A 16,420-nucleotide genomic window follows, 5' to 3' on the forward strand; every position below is an offset into this window, starting at 1 on the left:
TTTTACTGGTTATTGACAATATTTTTTAATTTAAATTTTTTGGCCATCCCTGCTTAGAGAAGGCACATCTACTCTAAGAAACTTACCAACAGGTTTATATACAAACACCGTCAAAACCGAATTTATAGATGCCTTAAGTAAGTTAAAAGGTATAATCACCGGAATGAGCATGGCTTTTACAGTTTCTATAGGCACATTCATAAATTTTGTGGTAAAAATAAGGTTTAGGGGAATCATTACAAGAGTCATAGCAATGGAACCCGCAATCATAGCGATAATTGCTCCCTTAAAAGTGTGAACTCTTTTGTAAATAATACCTGCCACCGTTACCATACACCCAGTAGCAGCAAAATGCATTAAGGCTCCTATCCAACCACTTCCAGCACTGACGGTCATAGCCTGAATCAATGATACTATTAAAGTTACTACGACACCAGCTCCTGGTCCGAACAAAAAGGCAGCAATTAGTGCAGGAATATCCCCTGGATCATATTCCAGAAACGGCGCCGCCGGAATAAGAGGAAACCTGATCAAGAACATCAAAAGCACTGCCAAAGCAGAGAGCATAGTAAGTCTTGCAGTCATTTTAACTTCGTATTTCATTCTACATACCTCCATGATAAATTAAAATTCCCTGAGATATAATCTCAGGGAATAAAGTGCTCATAAATAACAAAAATAATCTTCTCCCATCCAGACTATACTGTCGGCCCCGGAATCTCACCGAGTCAGCTTTCGCTCGCGGGCTAGCGGAATTGTCCGCATTACCGCCGGTCGGGAATTGCACCCTGCCCTGAAGATTATATCCAGCCTTTTTAATTTCTTTAATAATAGCATGATAATCGGCAAAAGTCAATGTTCATAATACCAATAATTTTTAGCCTCTATTAATGTAAAGTATATGTCAAACGGTACATACCGTTGCTATAGGCATTTATTTATAATAATATAGTGATCCTTAAACTTCATCTGTTATGGGTTTCTTTGAATTCTGACTTGGACCTTTCCCGAAAATATTTCTGTAATAATCAATAATATGTTTGTCAACTTGCCTGCTGTACTTGAGAATTTTTTCCTCGCCAAAATTGTTGCTTATAGCGTGGTGCAACTTATTTCTTGCTTTCTCTATTTTGTCTATTGAGCTCATATCAATTTCCTTTCCGATTTGTATTTAAGACATATGTTACATCAAATTTTAGCAAATTGCAAACTGTTTTTATTTGCCAAAAGCCAATTTAGTTATTGCCAAATTTTAGATATGGTTATAATTGAAGGAGTGGATATAAAATTGACATTGCTAAATAATAAAGCTATAGGTAAGAGACTTAGACATGAAAGAGAAAAATTGAAACTATCGCGGGAGGAGTTTGCCGAACTTATTGGCCTTTCAGACTACTATGTAGGGCAGCTCGAACGCGGCGAACGTCAGATGAGTTTACCTACATTAGTAAATATAGCAGTTTGCTTGCATGTATCTCTTGACTATCTTGTTTTTGGAAAACAAAATTGTAATACCTCATATATTAGCGACCCAAGTGGTTCCTATAAAACTCACCATGAAAAGCTAGACGAGATAAATAGTCTGCTGAAAAAATGCTCCGATAAAGAAATAGATTTGTTCTTAAATCTCATAAAAATCATTATCCCACATATACACTATCCCTCATATACTTATATAAACGAAAAATAAATACAAATTTACACCTAAGTTATATTATTAATACAGGCATAATAATATTAGTAGTTAGAGGTTGATTTTTTGTTGTGTATTTTTTCTCCTTTGGTAAAATATACTATAGATGTTTACTAAAAACATTGGAGGTACAGCAAAATGGAAGAAAATAAAAAATCCCCTTTTGAAAAGGAATACGAACTAGCCTGGGATAAATATTCAAAAAATGAGCTAAAGAAAGTTTTTGATTTAGCAGACAGATATATAGGTTTTATGTCACGCTGCAAGACTGAAAGAGAATGTGTTGAAGAATTTAAAGCTAGGGCCGAAAAGGCCGGTTACAAAAATCTTCAAGATTTGATAAAGCAAAATAAGACGTTAAAGCCCGGCGACAAGGTATATGCTGAGGCCATGGATAAAATCATTGCACTTTTTGTAATAGGAAAAAGACCTTTAGAGGATGGAATGCTAATACTGGGAGCGCATATCGATTCACCAAGGCTTGACTTAAAACAAAATCCCTTATATGAAGATACTGGCCTGGCAATGCTTGATACTCATTACTATGGCGGAATTAAAAAATATCAATGGGTAACCCTTCCCCTTGCTCTACACGGAGTAGTTGTGAAAAAAGACGGCACCAAGGTAAATATAGTCATTGGTGAAAATGAAGATGATCCGGTATTCGGAGTATCGGATCTGCTCATTCACCTGGCAAAAGACCAGATGAAAAAGACTCTAGCTGAAGGCGTGGAAGGGGAAAAACTCAATGTACTAGTTGGCAGCATTCCCATAAATGACAAGAAGGCAAAAAACAGAGTAAAGCAAAATATATTAAAGATACTAAACGAAAAATACGGCATAGTTGAAGAAGACTTCGTATCCGCAGAAATTGAAATCGTCCCTGCAGGAAAAGCAAGGCACTACGGATTGGATAAGAGCATGATCATGGCATATGGCCAGGACGACAGGGTATGTGCTTACACTTCCTTTGAAGCCATGATGGAAATTGAAAACCCAGAAAAAACCTGCGTTACACTGCTGGTTGATAAAGAAGAAATCGGCAGTGTCGGTGCTACAGGTATGCAGTCAAGATTTTTTGAAAATACCGTAGCAGAAATCGCTAATCTAATGGGAGACTATAGTGAGCTTAAAATAAGGCGTGCCTTGGCTAATTCCAAAATGATATCTTCAGATGTAAGCGCCGCCTATGATCCAAATTATCCCGAAGTAATGGAAAAGCAAAGCTCCGCCTTCTTCGGTAAAGGAATTGTATTTAATAAATACACAGGAGCTAGAGGAAAAAGCGGCAGTAATGATGCAAATCCTGAATTTATCGCAGAGCTTAGAAATATCATGGAAAAACACAATGTGGTTTGGCAGATGGCAGAGCTGGGTAAAGTCGACCAGGGAGGTGGCGGTACTATAGCATATATCCTTGCCAACTACGGCATGGAGGTAATCGATGCAGGCATAGCCCTGCACAACATGCACGCACCTTGGGAAATTGCAAGCAAGGCAGATTTATATGAAGCAAAGAAGGCCTATTATGCGTTTTTAAAAGAGGCGTAGAGCAAATAAATAAAGCCTATACCAGGCAATATCCATGCTTGGTATAGGCTTTATTTATTTCCATAAATGCTTTTCACAAAAAGCACCTAATACCCTATCTCCTCACCTACTACGATTACCGTAAAATTAGTTAGGTTAGGTTTGTATTCAATTATGGTAGTTACTTTGCAAATCCTATTTTCCGAGGAACAATCCATGCAGTAACCGGTCGATGCACATGGAGTGTTGAGGCCTAACCTGATGGCATTCATAGGTGCAGCCACCTGTTTTGCCCTGAGCATTGCCTGCTGCAGGCCATCGGTTATTTTGTTTGCGCCAACTATGAGGACCACATGACCCGGCCCGAAAATCATAGCCGCTACCCGGTTTCCGGTGCCGTCTATGTTAACCAGCTTTCCGTCAAGGGTTAAGGCATTGGTGCTGGCAAAGAAAACATCGCAGGTTAGCTGGGCTTTCCGTATGCGATTTTTTTCCTCAGCAGTGCTTCCCAAATGGTGATCAAAAATTACATGACCTCTAGCCCTTAATTCATCCACAATGCCAAGTTCACGGACGGTAACCGAGCCTCCCACTCCTACCGTTGCATTTGGAGGAACCAGCTCTAAAGCTTTTTTCACAGCTTCTTCTTTTGTCGGCACATATATGGCATCGAAACCGTTTTTGATAAGTGCTTTAACAGCCTTTTGGCATCGAGGCTCATAGAATTTTGCTTTTACACTCATATGTATCCTCCTTAACCTAAATAAATAATTCATCTCCACCCTTTTTAATCCCCATGGTTTGCCGCTCCGAATACTTAGTAGTTCTCAGAATGTAGAATATAACCGAGTCCTCTTCTTCGTTGATAGCGCGCTTTAATTCAAGCTTCAGCCTTTTAAAATCTGCAGCTGAAATTTCGCCTTCAAGGACAGAGTTTTGCACCCAATTTAAGTACTTTCGACATATTTTTAAAACTTTCGATACCCGGTTTTCTCCTACATCATATACCAGAATTACGAACATCTTGGCCACCTAATTTACACTACATACTGCTCATCAACATGCTATAAAATTTTATTCTACAATTAAACTCTAAATTCCTCTAATACTTGGCAAAATAAAGAAAGCCCTGCCAGGGCTTTGAATTTGCTACTTCATACCGAGGGCTTTCCGTTTTTCCAGTATATGACTTTCTATTTTATTTGCTACTTCCTTGGGATCATCTCCCAGCAGAACTTTGCCGCCTGTGATTTCCTCCAAGTCTTCAGTGAGCAACTTTACAAGTCGTTTTGCTCCGGATATAAAGGGAACGGGTGAAAGGTGGGTAAGTGCACCATATGCCAGGGCAAAAGCTCCATCTATAGTAGCTTTTTGCTCCATCCACTCGGGAGCGGTAACGGCTATAGGAAGGTCCGGAACATCTAAATCCAGGTGGTCTGCCAGAGCCGTCACCAGCATGGAAATCCTTCCCGTATCGGTGCAGGTTCCAAAGCTTAAAACCGGAGGAATTTTTAGTGCTTTGCATACTTCCCTTAAGCCTTCACCGGCCATATCCAGAGCTTCCATACTGCAAAGTCCTGCAACTTCTAAGCCGTGGTTGCCACAGCCTCCGGCTACTATGAGTATATCCCGGCTGATAAGCTCTTTTGCCAAGTTCACCGTCATCCAGTCCTGGGGACCATTTCTCAATGTTGAGCAGCTGACAAGGGCCACAACACCTTTTATCTTCCCCGCCTGAATGGTATCTACCAGCGGTTCCAATTTGTTCCCCAGTGCCTGCAAAACTGCCTCTGTTGAAAATCCTGCAATGGCCGTTTTTTTATACGGCGGCACCTGGGGAGTTATCCTTCCCCTTCTCTTTTTAAAGTTTTCTATGGCAAGATCTATCAGTTTTTCTGCAATATATTCGGCTTCCGGCGGTTTATAATCGAGGATCATATCTAACTCCGGCATTCTCACAATATCGTTGATGCTGACAAGGGTCACCTGATATCTGTCTGCATAAGGTCTTAATGCCGGAGGTGAGCAGTTTTCTTCCATGGCTATAACATCTACAGTGCCGGTTGCAAGGAGGGGCTCTATAGCAAGCCAGTTGCCTACAAGGCCTGCAAAGACTTCATCAGAGGGATACCTCTGTATCATTTCCTGGCCGGTCTCTATGTTTCCAACAACTTTCAAACCCTTTGCACCTGCCGCCTTGGCCTTTTGCTGGACCTCGGAAGTTTTTGCCTTCATGAGTGTCGCTACACCAATCCAGGGCTGGTGGCCGTTGAAAACAATATTTACATAATCGGGATCCATTATGCCCAAATCAACTTCCACTTCATGGGGCATAGGCGTTTTATATAAAATATCCTGCACCATTTCAAGGCCGATTTGAGCGGTATAGATAGTTGAAAGGCCCAGCCTCATGGCCTTTTTAGAAAGGGACACATAATCGCCGTCCACATTGGTAAGACAGCTGGCAACAGCATCTCTAATCTCGTTGTTTACGCCAGTTGGATAAATAGCTAGCTTTCTCCATACTTCCTTTCGCTTTTTAGGCGCAAAAGCTTCTACCATAATGCTGGGATCTTCGTCATCTCTGTCCATTTCCATCAACAAAAAATCCGCAAGTTTGACAGCCATGTTATTGATATCCCCGTTTGTTTTGATACCAAGCTTCTCGCACATCCATTTTAACTTATTTACATCACTGATAACAAAAGGAGTCTTGCCCTGGCCAGTTGCTTTTAAAGTTTTAAAAGCCTGGTAAGCATGATGGGCATAAGTAGCTGCTCCCATGGCATTTTGAAGCAGAAACTTCCTTATAGCCATGGCATCAGCGTCAATGCCACAGACACCGCGGAACATTTCCGTTTTTTCATTGATACGGCAAGGGCCATGAGAACAAAGCTGGCAGCTTAGTCCTTGAAGACAGAACTTACATCTGGCCTTTTCCTGCTGCACCCAACGATCAAAGACGTTCGTAAGGCCGTCTTCCCGAATTCGCTTTAACATTTCTTCTACCGAATCATGATAACTCACACGGCCTTCGGTTTTTTCTAAAACTTTTTCCGACATATAATAACCTCCTTCATGCCCGAAGAACCATACTTTTATACTAATTTAAGTTTGTTCATAAATATGGTTTTATATACAGCAGGCAGAAGGAGGATAAAAAAACTGGCCCCAGCTAGGGAGACCATGTTTTTTCAACCATTATAGGCAGGCTAAAGGACAATGCAAGTGGCGTCAGAGCAATAGTCTTGTATTTTAAAAAATACTTTCATATATTTTGTTTTTTGTTTTATTATATTATGCTTTCTTTGATTACAAGCCTTCGTTCTGTCTGGCCTTAACGTAAAAAAGTCGACCTCCTAGGGTTTTTGCATTACTTTAAGAATTATTCAGATTTTATAATCACAAAATAAAAAGCATATCCACAGTTGCAGATTAATTTAAACGTAATAAAGTTATACAAAAAAATAAAGGAGAACGTGCCATGTGGAAAGAGTTTTAGGAATTTGCAGTTAAGGGAAATGTGGTAGATCTTGCTATAGGTGTAATTATAGGCGGAGCATTCGGAAAGATAGTTACATCTTTAGTTGATGATATAATAATGCCCCTCATGGGACTTTTGCTTGGAGGAATAGACTTTACAAGGCTTGAATTAAAAGCAGGAACGGCTGTGGTAAAATACGGCGCTTTTATTCAAAATGTAGTTGATTTTTTGATAATAGCTTTTTCTATTTTTCTGTTGGTCCGTTCTATTAATAGGATTAAAAAGAAGGAAGATGTTTCGGAGCCTGCTCCATCCAAAGAAGAGATACTTCTTACCGAAATCCGCGACCTGATAAAGGAAAATAATCAACACTGAAATGGTTCTTTTACAAAAAGTCGTCGATTGCAAATAGGTCGACGACTTTTTTACCGTTTACAGAACCTATTTTTGTTTAATAAATTTTATATTAACCCATACATTTGTGAATAACATTTCAAATTCCTTATAGGTAGGCGAAAGACAATATAGCATCCCTTACTTTACAAATTTCATCAACTCGTTTCAATCCCTCGTAGGTCGACTAAAAACTTGTTGGAAGAGTTGTCCTGAATCGTATTAAGCACCCGTTTCAATCCCTAATAGGTAGGCTAGAACTTTTGTGGCACTTACAAAAAAGAGGGTATCGACATTACATCTCAAATTCCCTAAATCTCACATGGGAAAACTTTCTGTTTACCTGGATAGTTCCATCATCTAAAATTTCTTCAGAAACCTGTCTTTCTGTAGTAGCATATATGGGAATAAGACCAAATTTTTTGCAAAAGTTAACTAAAATATAAACCGCCCCAAAATCTCCCTGAACCAGTACCAGATCCTCCGGATTTGAGTTTTGCCTTAGCCACATAAGCATTTCTTGAAGATGCCCTTTAATTGAAGGAAGCTCCGGTGGAATGTTTGACCAGATGTGTTGCAATTCTTTCGGTAGGTATACGATTTTATCCACTTTAAATTTGTTTTTGAGTTCCTCTATTTGCGAAGGAGTAAGCTGGTGGGAGAAAAGCAAGAAAACCTGTCGCACTAAATTTTCCTCCATCATAATTGCTTTTTAACCTGGCAGGCTTAATCCCTTATGGGTATATATGATAGTTTCAATAATCTTTTTGTAATGAGCTTTAAAGAATCTTTTTATATTATACCACATTTTCCTGATGATAGTACTTCACTGGACTAAAAACATAAAGTCATCGACGTATGATATTTTATACTATCTCCCGTCGATGACTTTTTGGGTCAAATCGATAAGGCAAAGAGATGATTATTTGTCATTTAAAGTATTGAATGGGAACAATTCCGGTATTTGTTTTAAGTTCATATTGTTAAATACATATTTTTCCGTGTTGCGTATGTGTGTATGCAGTTTATCAATTGCCTCTTTATAAGCCTCTTCTTTATCTGCAAAACCCGCATGGGCGATGAGGTTCCTGGTATCGCTAACTTCTTTATATACCTTATACAGATCTCTGAATTTATCCATGGTATTAAAGTTGGGCCTGTGTATCAAATTCTTTATTTTTTTTCTATTAGGGTTATTCCACCCAATTCTGGAGTCTCTGGCCCGATATTCCTCTAAAATTCTTGAAACAATGGCCTCTGCCAAGCAGATATAACACTGGGCAAATCTTTTATGTTCAAAGTACCACTTGGCAAGAGCAAATTGAAGCCGCGAACTGGAATTGGCACTTTTAAATCGGTCCACAAAGGTCATCAAATATGGCTCCATGTATTTTATCACATGGTCTGACGAATCAGTGCTTTTCAGCTGGCCTGATAGGCGGTCTATTTCCCGTTTAAATTCGTCTATGAAGTTAATATTGACGATATCCGAAATATTCCTGATTCTATCGGATACTTCCTGACTGTTTATCAAATCAGCCAGCAGATAGCCGTTTCCGAAGTTCAAGAAATTATATGCTCCTCTGGTCCATAAAGTCATGTTGTAAAGCGAACTCAAGTCCACTATAGGGGCATATCCCAATTCACCGATTACATCCAGCATGCCATAATACAGGCCTGCCAGCTTAAAATCCTTTCTGAACTTTAATATTCCGATAAGGTCCAACATTATGTATAAAAACAATGGAATCGAACGGAAAGCATGGGTTATGTCCAGGTAAATCTCATCATCTTCACTTAGAGTTTCGCCGATTCGCATCATTACGTCAAAGTTGCTCCAGATTTCCTTTTCATCTAATCCGTAATCAATTATGTAGCAGTGAGAACCTCCCGTTGCGTCAGCCTTAATATATTTTAAATAATTATCAATGGCGCTATTTACTTTAATCAGGTCATCATCGCCAAGCTTCTTATCTCCCGGCTTAAAGTTGCTGACCGCTTCAACCAATTCAATCCAGTAGTCATCGTCGCAAGGCTGCTGGCTGGCAGTGGAAAAATACCTGTATACCTCTTCCCACATGGATTTTGATGTGCCTATCAAATACAGCCTATCAACCTGCAGACGCTCGCTTAGGGCTGCAGCTATAAAAGATGTACGGTAAGCTTTATCACTATCGTTGAATTTATAAACTGCATCTCTGTATTCCCTGGCAGAAATGTTGTCTTTTTTTAATGTACCTGTGCCTAAAGATGAAATCAGGATTTTAGCCATTTTGCTTTTCACCCTATCATATTTTTTCTATTCTCACCCAACCTGGAACCTGTTTTTGCCCATTGTGCAAAACCAAAGTCCTGGTTTTAGGGAAAAATTTTGGATCTGATTTTTTGAAGCTTTGAGCTATCATTTTATTTAAAAATGGTTTTGAAAGATTCCAAGCTATTGTATTGTCATAGTAGGTCTTGCCCGAACCGATTCTTAAATAGGCTTCTTTAGTATTGTCAGCAGCACTTACGGCATCTATGAGATCTGCATAAAAATGCTTCACATCCTGCAATTCTCCGCTATGACTCCTTTGTATGGCTGCCAACTCATTTTCAAGGTTTTTACACGTGTATGCATTTATAATTGCAAAGAGGCGATCCTCGTTTCCTTCCTGTAAAAACTTGAATCTACTGTCAACCTGGCCTTCTTTTGCTTTAAAGCCTATTGTTATGGTAGTTGTCTTTCCTGCAGGCACAATCTCTTTTATTACAGGAATTGCCATAGCGTCAGTCTTTAAATTGAACCTGAAAAACTTAGCAATCCCCAGGTCTTCTTCCGAAAAAGGCATAGTGTCAGATACCTGCAGGAACTTTAATATATCCTCGTCATACTTTCCAAATAAGTTCTGACCGATGTATCCTTTAATATTTATTTTGTTTTCCATGTCTTCTGTAAAGAAATGGCTTATAATGGCAGTGCGAATGGCACCTTTTAAGCTGCTGCCTGGTATATATGGCCTGCCGCCGGTCTTTACGTGAAGCTGTATCTGTTCATTTATTTCTCCATCTACTGGTATTTTCCTTGAAGCCAAGTGCTTAAAATCCAGGCCTGTATTTTCAAAAAAGCCTTTAAGCCTCAGCCTGTTTTGTATGCTTCCACCGGCCTGAGTTCTAACAACCGCCACAAACTCATTAATTAATTTTTCACTGTCGGGTCGTTTTGATAATTCCTCTATGATTAAATCATGATCCAAGTAATAGACAACACCTTTATCATAAACATAATCGCAAAACTGTGATAAAATCTCACCATTTCCGATATTAACGGGTGACAGGGTTTCAAGTTTTACTTTAAGATTCATTGCTGCACCTCCCCAGCGGGATGAGAAAGGCTCTTCCGTTTAAAAGCACACTGTGTTCTTTAAAGACTTCTGGGCTAATGTCGATAATCCGTCCGTCTATTTTCCTTGAAAAAATACTGCCCTCTTTCAACAATCTGATCCGCTTTTTCCTTAAAGGCCTTCCGTATTTGGAATAAATATAACCGCTTCTTTCCACAAGTTCGTAGTACTTTAAATCATCTACCTCTTCAATGCTGGGATAGACTGCAGATAGGTTCATATAGTATTGGCCTTTTCCTGAGAACAATTCATTGGGCAGTTCACCTTCCAAAACCTCTTCAAAATACCCCATACCCTGGCTCCGCTTTCCACCCAGGCCCTCATCGGCCATAAACCTTATTGCTGCTATCAAACGGCTATCTATTTGACCATCGAACAAAAAATACATAAAGGGCTCTAGCAGGATTTCATTTTTCTGATAGTAAGTTACTTCCCCTTCTTCCTGAAAAAAGAAGTTTTCGGAATGATCATCAAAGCGGGAAATAACCACCCGGGGCTTTGCATCAAAATCCAGCAATTTTATGTTTTCAGCACCTTCAGCTATGCCGAGAGATTGAAATTCCTCGGCGGTGCATGCAAACACTCCACCAAAGGTTTTTAAATCTGACAGCGTAAATTCGCACTTCCCGCTGTCCTGCCAAGAGTTATTTAAGTGCTCAAAGGCACCAATAGAAATGTATCTAATCTTTTTTTCCTTTTTGTGTTTTTTCAGATCTTTATTTTCTTCATATGCTTGAGGCAACAGAGGGCGAGGCAGGAAAAACAGCTCTACTTCTTTTTGGTTTTCTAAGTTTCGGGATCGTATGCCCGGGTAAAGTGAAGAAATCAAGCTGTTTTGCAACAAGTTCAATAAGTGGTTTTCTTCTTTATCTTGGCCGTAAAGCATCACTGCACAGTTATACAGAGCTGAAAAAAGCTTGTCCGAAGAAAAAGTTTCTTCTAGTTTTCCGTGACCGCTTCCAAAATGGAACTTGGAATGGTTTTTAGGATAAAATTTGAAGACTTTCATGGGCTATTCAGCCCCCAGCTTTGTTAAAAGTTTACTTCCAAACTCATTCTTTTGCTTTAGGAAATCTTTTAACATGCCGGAGTAAAGGACCTGCCGCTGATTGTCCCCCTCGTAATCCCCAATGGTCTTCAGTGAAATCTCTACGTCTTTAAATTCGATTCGGCCATAGCCCCTAGAACCGTTACCGCCAAGATAATCGTCTTCCAAAAGATTTAGACCTGAAATCAGATAGAAAAACCTGCCCATATCTTCCTTTTCAAAAAAGTCAAAGACCATCTCAAAGTCAAACTCAGCTCCCCGAGGCACCCTCTCAGTTTGTCTCGGGTGTTCTGCCCGCGAATTGAGTCTGTTTATAACATTTTCCCACTTGCTTTCCGTATAGATGAGTTCCAGTTCTCTAAATTCTCCCTCTTTGGCTTCCATTTGTTTCCTGGTTTCCGGTGTAAGATGACAGTCTCTTACCACAAGACGGGTAGGTCCAGCTTCACTTGACCTTTTATCTCCTGCGTTGCCGAAAATGACACAGATTTTGCAGTCACCGCAGTCACAAAGCCCAGTATTAATTTTTGTTGTTTTCCCTTCAGCATCTTTTGCTCCTTTTTCAGTTCCTAATTTTGTGTTTCTTTTAATAATGTTTTCCAAATCACTCTTTTCTAACAGACTGCGAATTTTGCCTTTTAAAGAAGAGCCCGGTATGTAAGGAACGCCTTCACTCGTTTTAACCACACAATTATCTATATCACCAATAGCAACATCACTTTTTGAGCCTCCGATACATAAACCAGTCAACACCTTTATCCTACCATTTATAAAAAGCTTTCCCATTAACCTCATCATGTGTTCCCCCTTTATTTGTCATCGCCCACGTATTTTCTATAGGCAACAATAGCTTCCAAAAACTGCTTAAAATTATTTAAATGCTTTTTATTGTCAATTTCCATTGATCTAACTAAGTCATCTAATAACGCCATAAATCCTCTTAGTATATATTTATCTTCATTTCGTCCGGAAAGATAAGCGAAATGAGGTCGCAACATTTTAACATCTGTAACGTTTTGAGCACTCATTATTCTAGAATATATTCTCCGAATCATGGATGTTGTCACTTCGCCTAATTTTAGCCTGTTTGCATAACTTTCTGCGTGTTCGCAAAACTCGTCATATTTATCTTTATTCAAAGCTAATACATTTAGTCTGAAAAACTTAGAACTTTCGTTTTCAAATACTCTAGTAATTATTTCAACCTTTCTACTATTTGGCTGAGCATTAAACTCAACATCTATATCCGCAAACCGATCACATAAATCATTAAATCTTAAGTTGCGAACAAGTGAGCGCTGATCAAATTCATATTGTTTTATTTTAGCTTCATTACTTTTGTCTCTAATTCCACTATTTAATAATATGATTACACCCTTATTTTTCTTGAGATTTATACTTTTAATCGCTCCTATCATTATTAATTCCCCCTTGCTTTTCTTGTCTCCATTTGCGCCCATTTTACAGCCGCCGGAACCACCATGATATTTTTTACCTTTTCATCAGAGGACTTCCCTAAGAGATTGTCAAGCACTATCCTTCTGTACTCCCGTATCAACGTATCCGCATCGTCGCGAGCCACTTCCCTCAGATAGTAGGCCAGACGCCAGAAGCGAATATTATCAACTTTGCCGCAGGCTGACTCTTCCAGAATCCTTTTAAAACCTAATGTTGACTTCCATATTTTATATAAAAATGCTCTGCCTATGGTATCGCCATTTCTCTCTTGGGAGTGTTTTGTAATAATGTCAATTAAGAGGCATTTAAAGCTCTTGACAGCATCAAACTCCGTCCAGTTAAACACTTCTCCAAACAAAGATATCTTGTTTTTCTTGGGACTCTCAGAGGAGTCTTCCGAATAGTTTTTAGCCTTCTCCAGCGCTTCTTCCGTTATGCGGGATGACATGATGACAGGAAAGTCTTCTCTGAAAATACTGATTCCCGCCGAAAAAGTTACCTGCGGATGATAACAGGTAAATTCTCGGAATTTATCGTAAAACTCTTTGGCAAAATCCAGCACCTTATCCCATGCGCCCACTATAAATGTATCATCGCCGCCGGAAAACACCACGTACAAAAAGTCCTGCCAGCCTTTTTCATGAATAAGGTGGTTTATATACCCTTCGAAATATAAAGCTAACATCCGGCTAAGAGAGGTAACTCGAGAAACCGTTGAGCTTTTCCCTAAACCTTTTGAAAATATATTGCCTAGATTGTCCACGTCCAGCTTAAGTAAAGCAATCTTTTTATCGCCTTGGCTTTTTTGTGCAATCTCGTTAAAACTCAGTTGCTGATTTTTCTCCGCATCATAAGGAAGCTGGTAAGAGCCCATCACATAGCCCTGGAAGCCTTGGGCTAAAAAGTCCGTGTCATTTATCAAATACGCATATGGCTTGTCCCCGTCTTTTAGATGCCGTTTTTTCGTAAAATGATACTCAAATCCAAGAGTCCTGAACATGTCCTGATAGTTTCGAATACCTGCTTTATCCCATACATCTACTTCTTTTATCACAAGGCAATCTGCATCTTTTAGTTCATTTGTAAGGTCAATAAAACTTGCACAAAAAGTGCAGTAACTCTTTTCGTTCTCAGGATTTATTACAATTTTCCTCTCAGTACTTTCAACACCGCAAAGCTGACAGTAAGCGCGGTCCTTTGAACCTACTCCGAAGGGGCCGAAGATAGATTCGTAATTCTCCTTTAAGTCAATCTCCTTCCATTTTCTTTTCTTTAACACATCTACCTTTTGGGTGATTTTGTTCCAATGAGTGTTAAACTCAGTCATGTCTTTTGGAGAAAGGAGTATATAGTCTAAAGCCACATATATGGCACCGCCATGTATTTCAAGCAATAATCGTGAAATCTTTTTCCTGAGCTCTTTAAATTTTGTTTCACAGGTCCTGGGGGCTAAAATATAAAAATTGCCGCCGCCATTGTAAAGTATATTTGCATCTTCCAAGCCCATTCCCCTTACCAAGTGCCTAGTTATCACATCTGAAAGCAGTGAAACATACACTGAATGGCCTTTCAAGGATTTAGCAGCACCTTTGCTCGGGATATGAAAAATAAAATTTTGTATGCCGGAAACGTCTCCCTTTATCAGCATAAAATGATTATCTGTATTGTCCGTCATTTTGTTTAAACCTTCAGATGTTAGTCTGCCTGCTGAAAACTCTTCATACAGACAAAGGGCGATAGCTGCTGTAGTTTTGGCATGGTCAAAAAGGGAAATATCCGAAACATAGTTGGTAGTTTGAGCTGGAACACACCAGAGGTATTTTTCCAAAAGATAATACAGCTGTGTAGTATTATGAACAGCAGACACTTCCTTTAAAAAGGCATCCACCAGATTTTTGTATTGATCTGTGGAAAGAGAAATGTTTTCTTTTGGAAAGCCTTCTGATATAGAAAGGGGTACCAGTGAATAGCCAAATTTTTTATCTAGTCCGTCAAAGAGCCTTGAAAATATAGGCGTAAGGGGGACAGTAAAATATTTCTCTTTCGTTTCGCCTTTTTCTCTCTCAGATGACGACAACCAATCGGCAAGCTGTATTATCTTCTCAAAATCATTTCTGGGCTCATGATGGTACAATACTAGTTCAACCAGCTCATCACTGCAACTTTTAAAAAGAGGATTTCTTTTACTTAATGTCTCTAACAATTGTGCCGAGTATTTAGGATGACCTGTATTCACACGCTTAAACTTTTCATCAACCGGATAACTTTTGCTTCGTTCAGTAAACTTTCCTATATCATGAAGCAAACCGGCCAAAAATATGGTCTCTTTTAACAAACGCTTTCCTCCTTTCATGAAATCACTTCAAAACACCCAAAGCCTTGGGGATTTTTAGAGCCGATGCCTGTATTATAAGCAGTTTCTATTAACCTTTTATCACCTTGTAATTTATAAATTCCAAGCCAGCCTTTGATTACCGTATTTTTGTAGTTGAGCACTTTGCAATATCGCTCGTCCTTAGGTATTGTGGGAATTATCCTAAACTGTGGGTTTTCAAGCCTTTCCCCGGTCAGCAAAAAGTGTTTTTTCTCTATGTTTTTCGTGACAAGCTCCGCAAAGGCATTATCCCAAGGCGAGTAATATATCGTTTTTCCGCTTTCTTTGTCTGTCTTATATGCTACCACAGGGGACAGCATCTTAATCTTTATTTCATCCCCTATATCTTCAAATCTAATAGCTGGAGTTACGCTGACACTTTCTAGGAATATCTTCTGTTTCAGCAGCACAAAGTCAGTTTTTCGCAGCATACCTTCTGACAACTCCCGGAGGAATCTCTCGATAGGGGATGCTACCGTAAGTTCAAAAGAATACGTAAATTCTATTTTCCCGTCATTTCTCATCTTAAAGGGGCCTCTTAAGCGTGAAAAAGTGAACAGTTTAAAGCTCCGGCCATTGAATAAAAAGCCCTTTTCGTGCAAAAATTCTGCCAGCCCAGGAGAAATATTGCTATATATCATACTTTGAATGGCATGATTGTACTGGACCGGAATAATAATGGGCTCCTTACTGCCAAATTTAAATTTTACCCGCACCGAAAAACCTCCTGATTATGTAATAATTTGTAAAAAAATATGGTTTTAAATGGATTTATTCAACATTTTACTTTAAAAATCCTTTTAAAAATTTGCAGAATTTAAAAATAGCAGTGAGCTATCTGCTTACTGTTCTGATTTATTTAATTTATCTCTCATATGTAGGCTAAAAACGCACCAGATGATGCAGCGAAAGCAGCTAGACCATACTTGTTTCAATCCCTTATAGGTAGGCTAAAAACTATTACAGATGAAACTGTTATTGTCAATTGACTTTTACATTTTTACCAAGATACCATTGAAAAGCCAACATCAAAATTAAAAAAATAGCTGAAATTGTT

15 protein-coding genes, 1 pseudogene and 1 riboswitch are annotated in these 16,420 nt (G+C 39.1%); of the genes and pseudogenes, 3 read left to right on the top strand and 13 right to left on the bottom strand.

Annotated features, from left to right (window positions below; all coding sequences use genetic code 11):
- Positions 1–30 precede the first annotated feature (30 nt).
- Together JT739_RS10730 and JT739_RS10735 are read right to left on the bottom strand one after the other, a co-directional pair.
- Complete coding sequence (locus tag JT739_RS10730) at positions 31–603, bottom strand: ECF transporter S component (protein WP_237661118.1); 573 nt, start codon at positions 601–603, stop codon at positions 31–33.
- 74 nt (positions 604–677) lie between these two features.
- Positions 678–805, bottom strand: a riboswitch (FMN riboswitch).
- A 153-nt stretch (positions 806–958) separates the two neighbouring features.
- Positions 959–1,147: a Spo0E family sporulation regulatory protein-aspartic acid phosphatase gene (locus tag JT739_RS10735; RefSeq protein ID WP_237661119.1), complete on the bottom strand. Its 189-nt coding sequence runs from the start codon at positions 1,145–1,147 to the stop codon at positions 959–961.
- Between the two features lie 111 nt (positions 1,148–1,258).
- On the opposite strand from JT739_RS10735, the gene JT739_RS10740 reads away from it, so the two are divergent.
- Together JT739_RS10740 and JT739_RS10745 are read left to right on the top strand one after the other, a co-directional pair.
- Positions 1,259–1,690 carry a helix-turn-helix domain-containing protein gene (locus JT739_RS10740; protein WP_370642658.1) on the top strand — a complete coding sequence of 144 codons (432 nt, stop codon included), beginning with the start codon at positions 1,259–1,261 and terminating at the stop codon, positions 1,688–1,690.
- Positions 1,691–1,831: 141 nt separating this feature from the next.
- Positions 1,832–3,244 (top strand): aminopeptidase, encoded by a 1,413-nt coding sequence (locus tag JT739_RS10745; RefSeq protein WP_237661121.1) that lies wholly within the window; start codon positions 1,832–1,834, stop codon positions 3,242–3,244.
- Between the two features lie 86 nt (positions 3,245–3,330).
- Here JT739_RS10745 and JT739_RS10750 read toward each other — a convergent pair whose 3' ends face one another.
- The 3 genes from JT739_RS10750 to cooS all read right to left on the bottom strand — a co-directional run bounded on the left by JT739_RS10750 (position 3,331) and on the right by cooS (position 6,286).
- Positions 3,331–3,966: a lactate utilization protein gene (locus JT739_RS10750; protein WP_237661122.1), complete on the bottom strand. Its 636-nt coding sequence runs from the start codon at positions 3,964–3,966 to the stop codon at positions 3,331–3,333.
- A gap of 16 nt (positions 3,967–3,982) precedes the next feature.
- Positions 3,983–4,246, bottom strand: a complete 264-nt coding sequence (gene cas2 / locus JT739_RS10755) for a CRISPR-associated endonuclease Cas2 (RefSeq protein ID WP_237661123.1) — start codon at positions 4,244–4,246, stop codon at positions 3,983–3,985.
- 126 nt (positions 4,247–4,372) lie between these two features.
- Positions 4,373–6,286, bottom strand: coding sequence for an anaerobic carbon-monoxide dehydrogenase catalytic subunit (cooS, locus tag JT739_RS10760; RefSeq protein WP_237661124.1), 1,914 nt, complete (start codon positions 6,284–6,286; stop codon positions 4,373–4,375).
- 421 nt (positions 6,287–6,707) lie between these two features.
- Here cooS and mscL point away from each other — a divergent pair.
- A pseudogene (mscL, locus tag JT739_RS10765) lies at positions 6,708–7,082 on the top strand (large conductance mechanosensitive channel protein MscL).
- A gap of 313 nt (positions 7,083–7,395) precedes the next feature.
- Here the strand turns inward: mscL and csx20 are convergent.
- The 8 genes from csx20 to cas6 all read right to left on the bottom strand — a co-directional run bounded on the left by csx20 (position 7,396) and on the right by cas6 (position 16,079).
- Positions 7,396–7,785 (bottom strand): CRISPR-associated protein Csx20, encoded by a 390-nt coding sequence (csx20, locus tag JT739_RS10770; RefSeq protein WP_237661126.1) that lies wholly within the window; start codon positions 7,783–7,785, stop codon positions 7,396–7,398.
- Positions 7,786–8,022: 237 nt separating this feature from the next.
- The gene (gene csx2, locus JT739_RS10775) at positions 8,023–9,372 is read right to left on the bottom strand and encodes a TIGR02221 family CRISPR-associated protein (RefSeq protein ID WP_237661127.1); all 1,350 of its coding nucleotides are present in this window, start codon (positions 9,370–9,372) and stop codon (positions 8,023–8,025) included.
- Between the two features lie 16 nt (positions 9,373–9,388).
- Positions 9,389–10,444, bottom strand: coding sequence for a type III-A CRISPR-associated RAMP protein Csm5 (csm5, locus tag JT739_RS10780; RefSeq protein ID WP_237661128.1), 1,056 nt, complete (start codon positions 10,442–10,444; stop codon positions 9,389–9,391).
- Positions 10,434–11,492: a type III-A CRISPR-associated RAMP protein Csm4 gene (gene csm4 / locus JT739_RS10785; protein ID WP_237661129.1), complete on the bottom strand. Its 1,059-nt coding sequence runs from the start codon at positions 11,490–11,492 to the stop codon at positions 10,434–10,436. Before csm4 ends, csm5 begins: the two co-directional genes overlap by 11 nt.
- A gap of 3 nt (positions 11,493–11,495) precedes the next feature.
- On the bottom strand, positions 11,496–12,329 hold the full coding sequence (csm3, locus tag JT739_RS10790; protein WP_237661130.1) for a type III-A CRISPR-associated RAMP protein Csm3: 834 nt from the start codon (positions 12,327–12,329) through the stop codon (positions 11,496–11,498).
- 11 nt (positions 12,330–12,340) lie between these two features.
- On the bottom strand, positions 12,341–12,949 hold the full coding sequence (csm2, locus tag JT739_RS10795; RefSeq protein WP_237661131.1) for a type III-A CRISPR-associated protein Csm2: 609 nt from the start codon (positions 12,947–12,949) through the stop codon (positions 12,341–12,343).
- A 2-nt stretch (positions 12,950–12,951) separates the two neighbouring features.
- On the bottom strand, positions 12,952–15,324 hold the full coding sequence (cas10, locus tag JT739_RS10800; protein WP_237661132.1) for a type III-A CRISPR-associated protein Cas10/Csm1: 2,373 nt from the start codon (positions 15,322–15,324) through the stop codon (positions 12,952–12,954).
- A 14-nt stretch (positions 15,325–15,338) separates the two neighbouring features.
- Positions 15,339–16,079, bottom strand: a complete 741-nt coding sequence (cas6, locus tag JT739_RS10805; RefSeq protein WP_237661133.1) for a CRISPR-associated endoribonuclease Cas6 — start codon at positions 16,077–16,079, stop codon at positions 15,339–15,341.
- Between the last annotated feature and the right edge of the window lie 341 nt (positions 16,080–16,420).

This window comes from Tepidanaerobacter sp. GT38, from assembly GCF_021991635.1.
Taxonomy (GTDB): domain Bacteria; phylum Bacillota; class Thermosediminibacteria; order Thermosediminibacterales; family Tepidanaerobacteraceae; genus DTU063.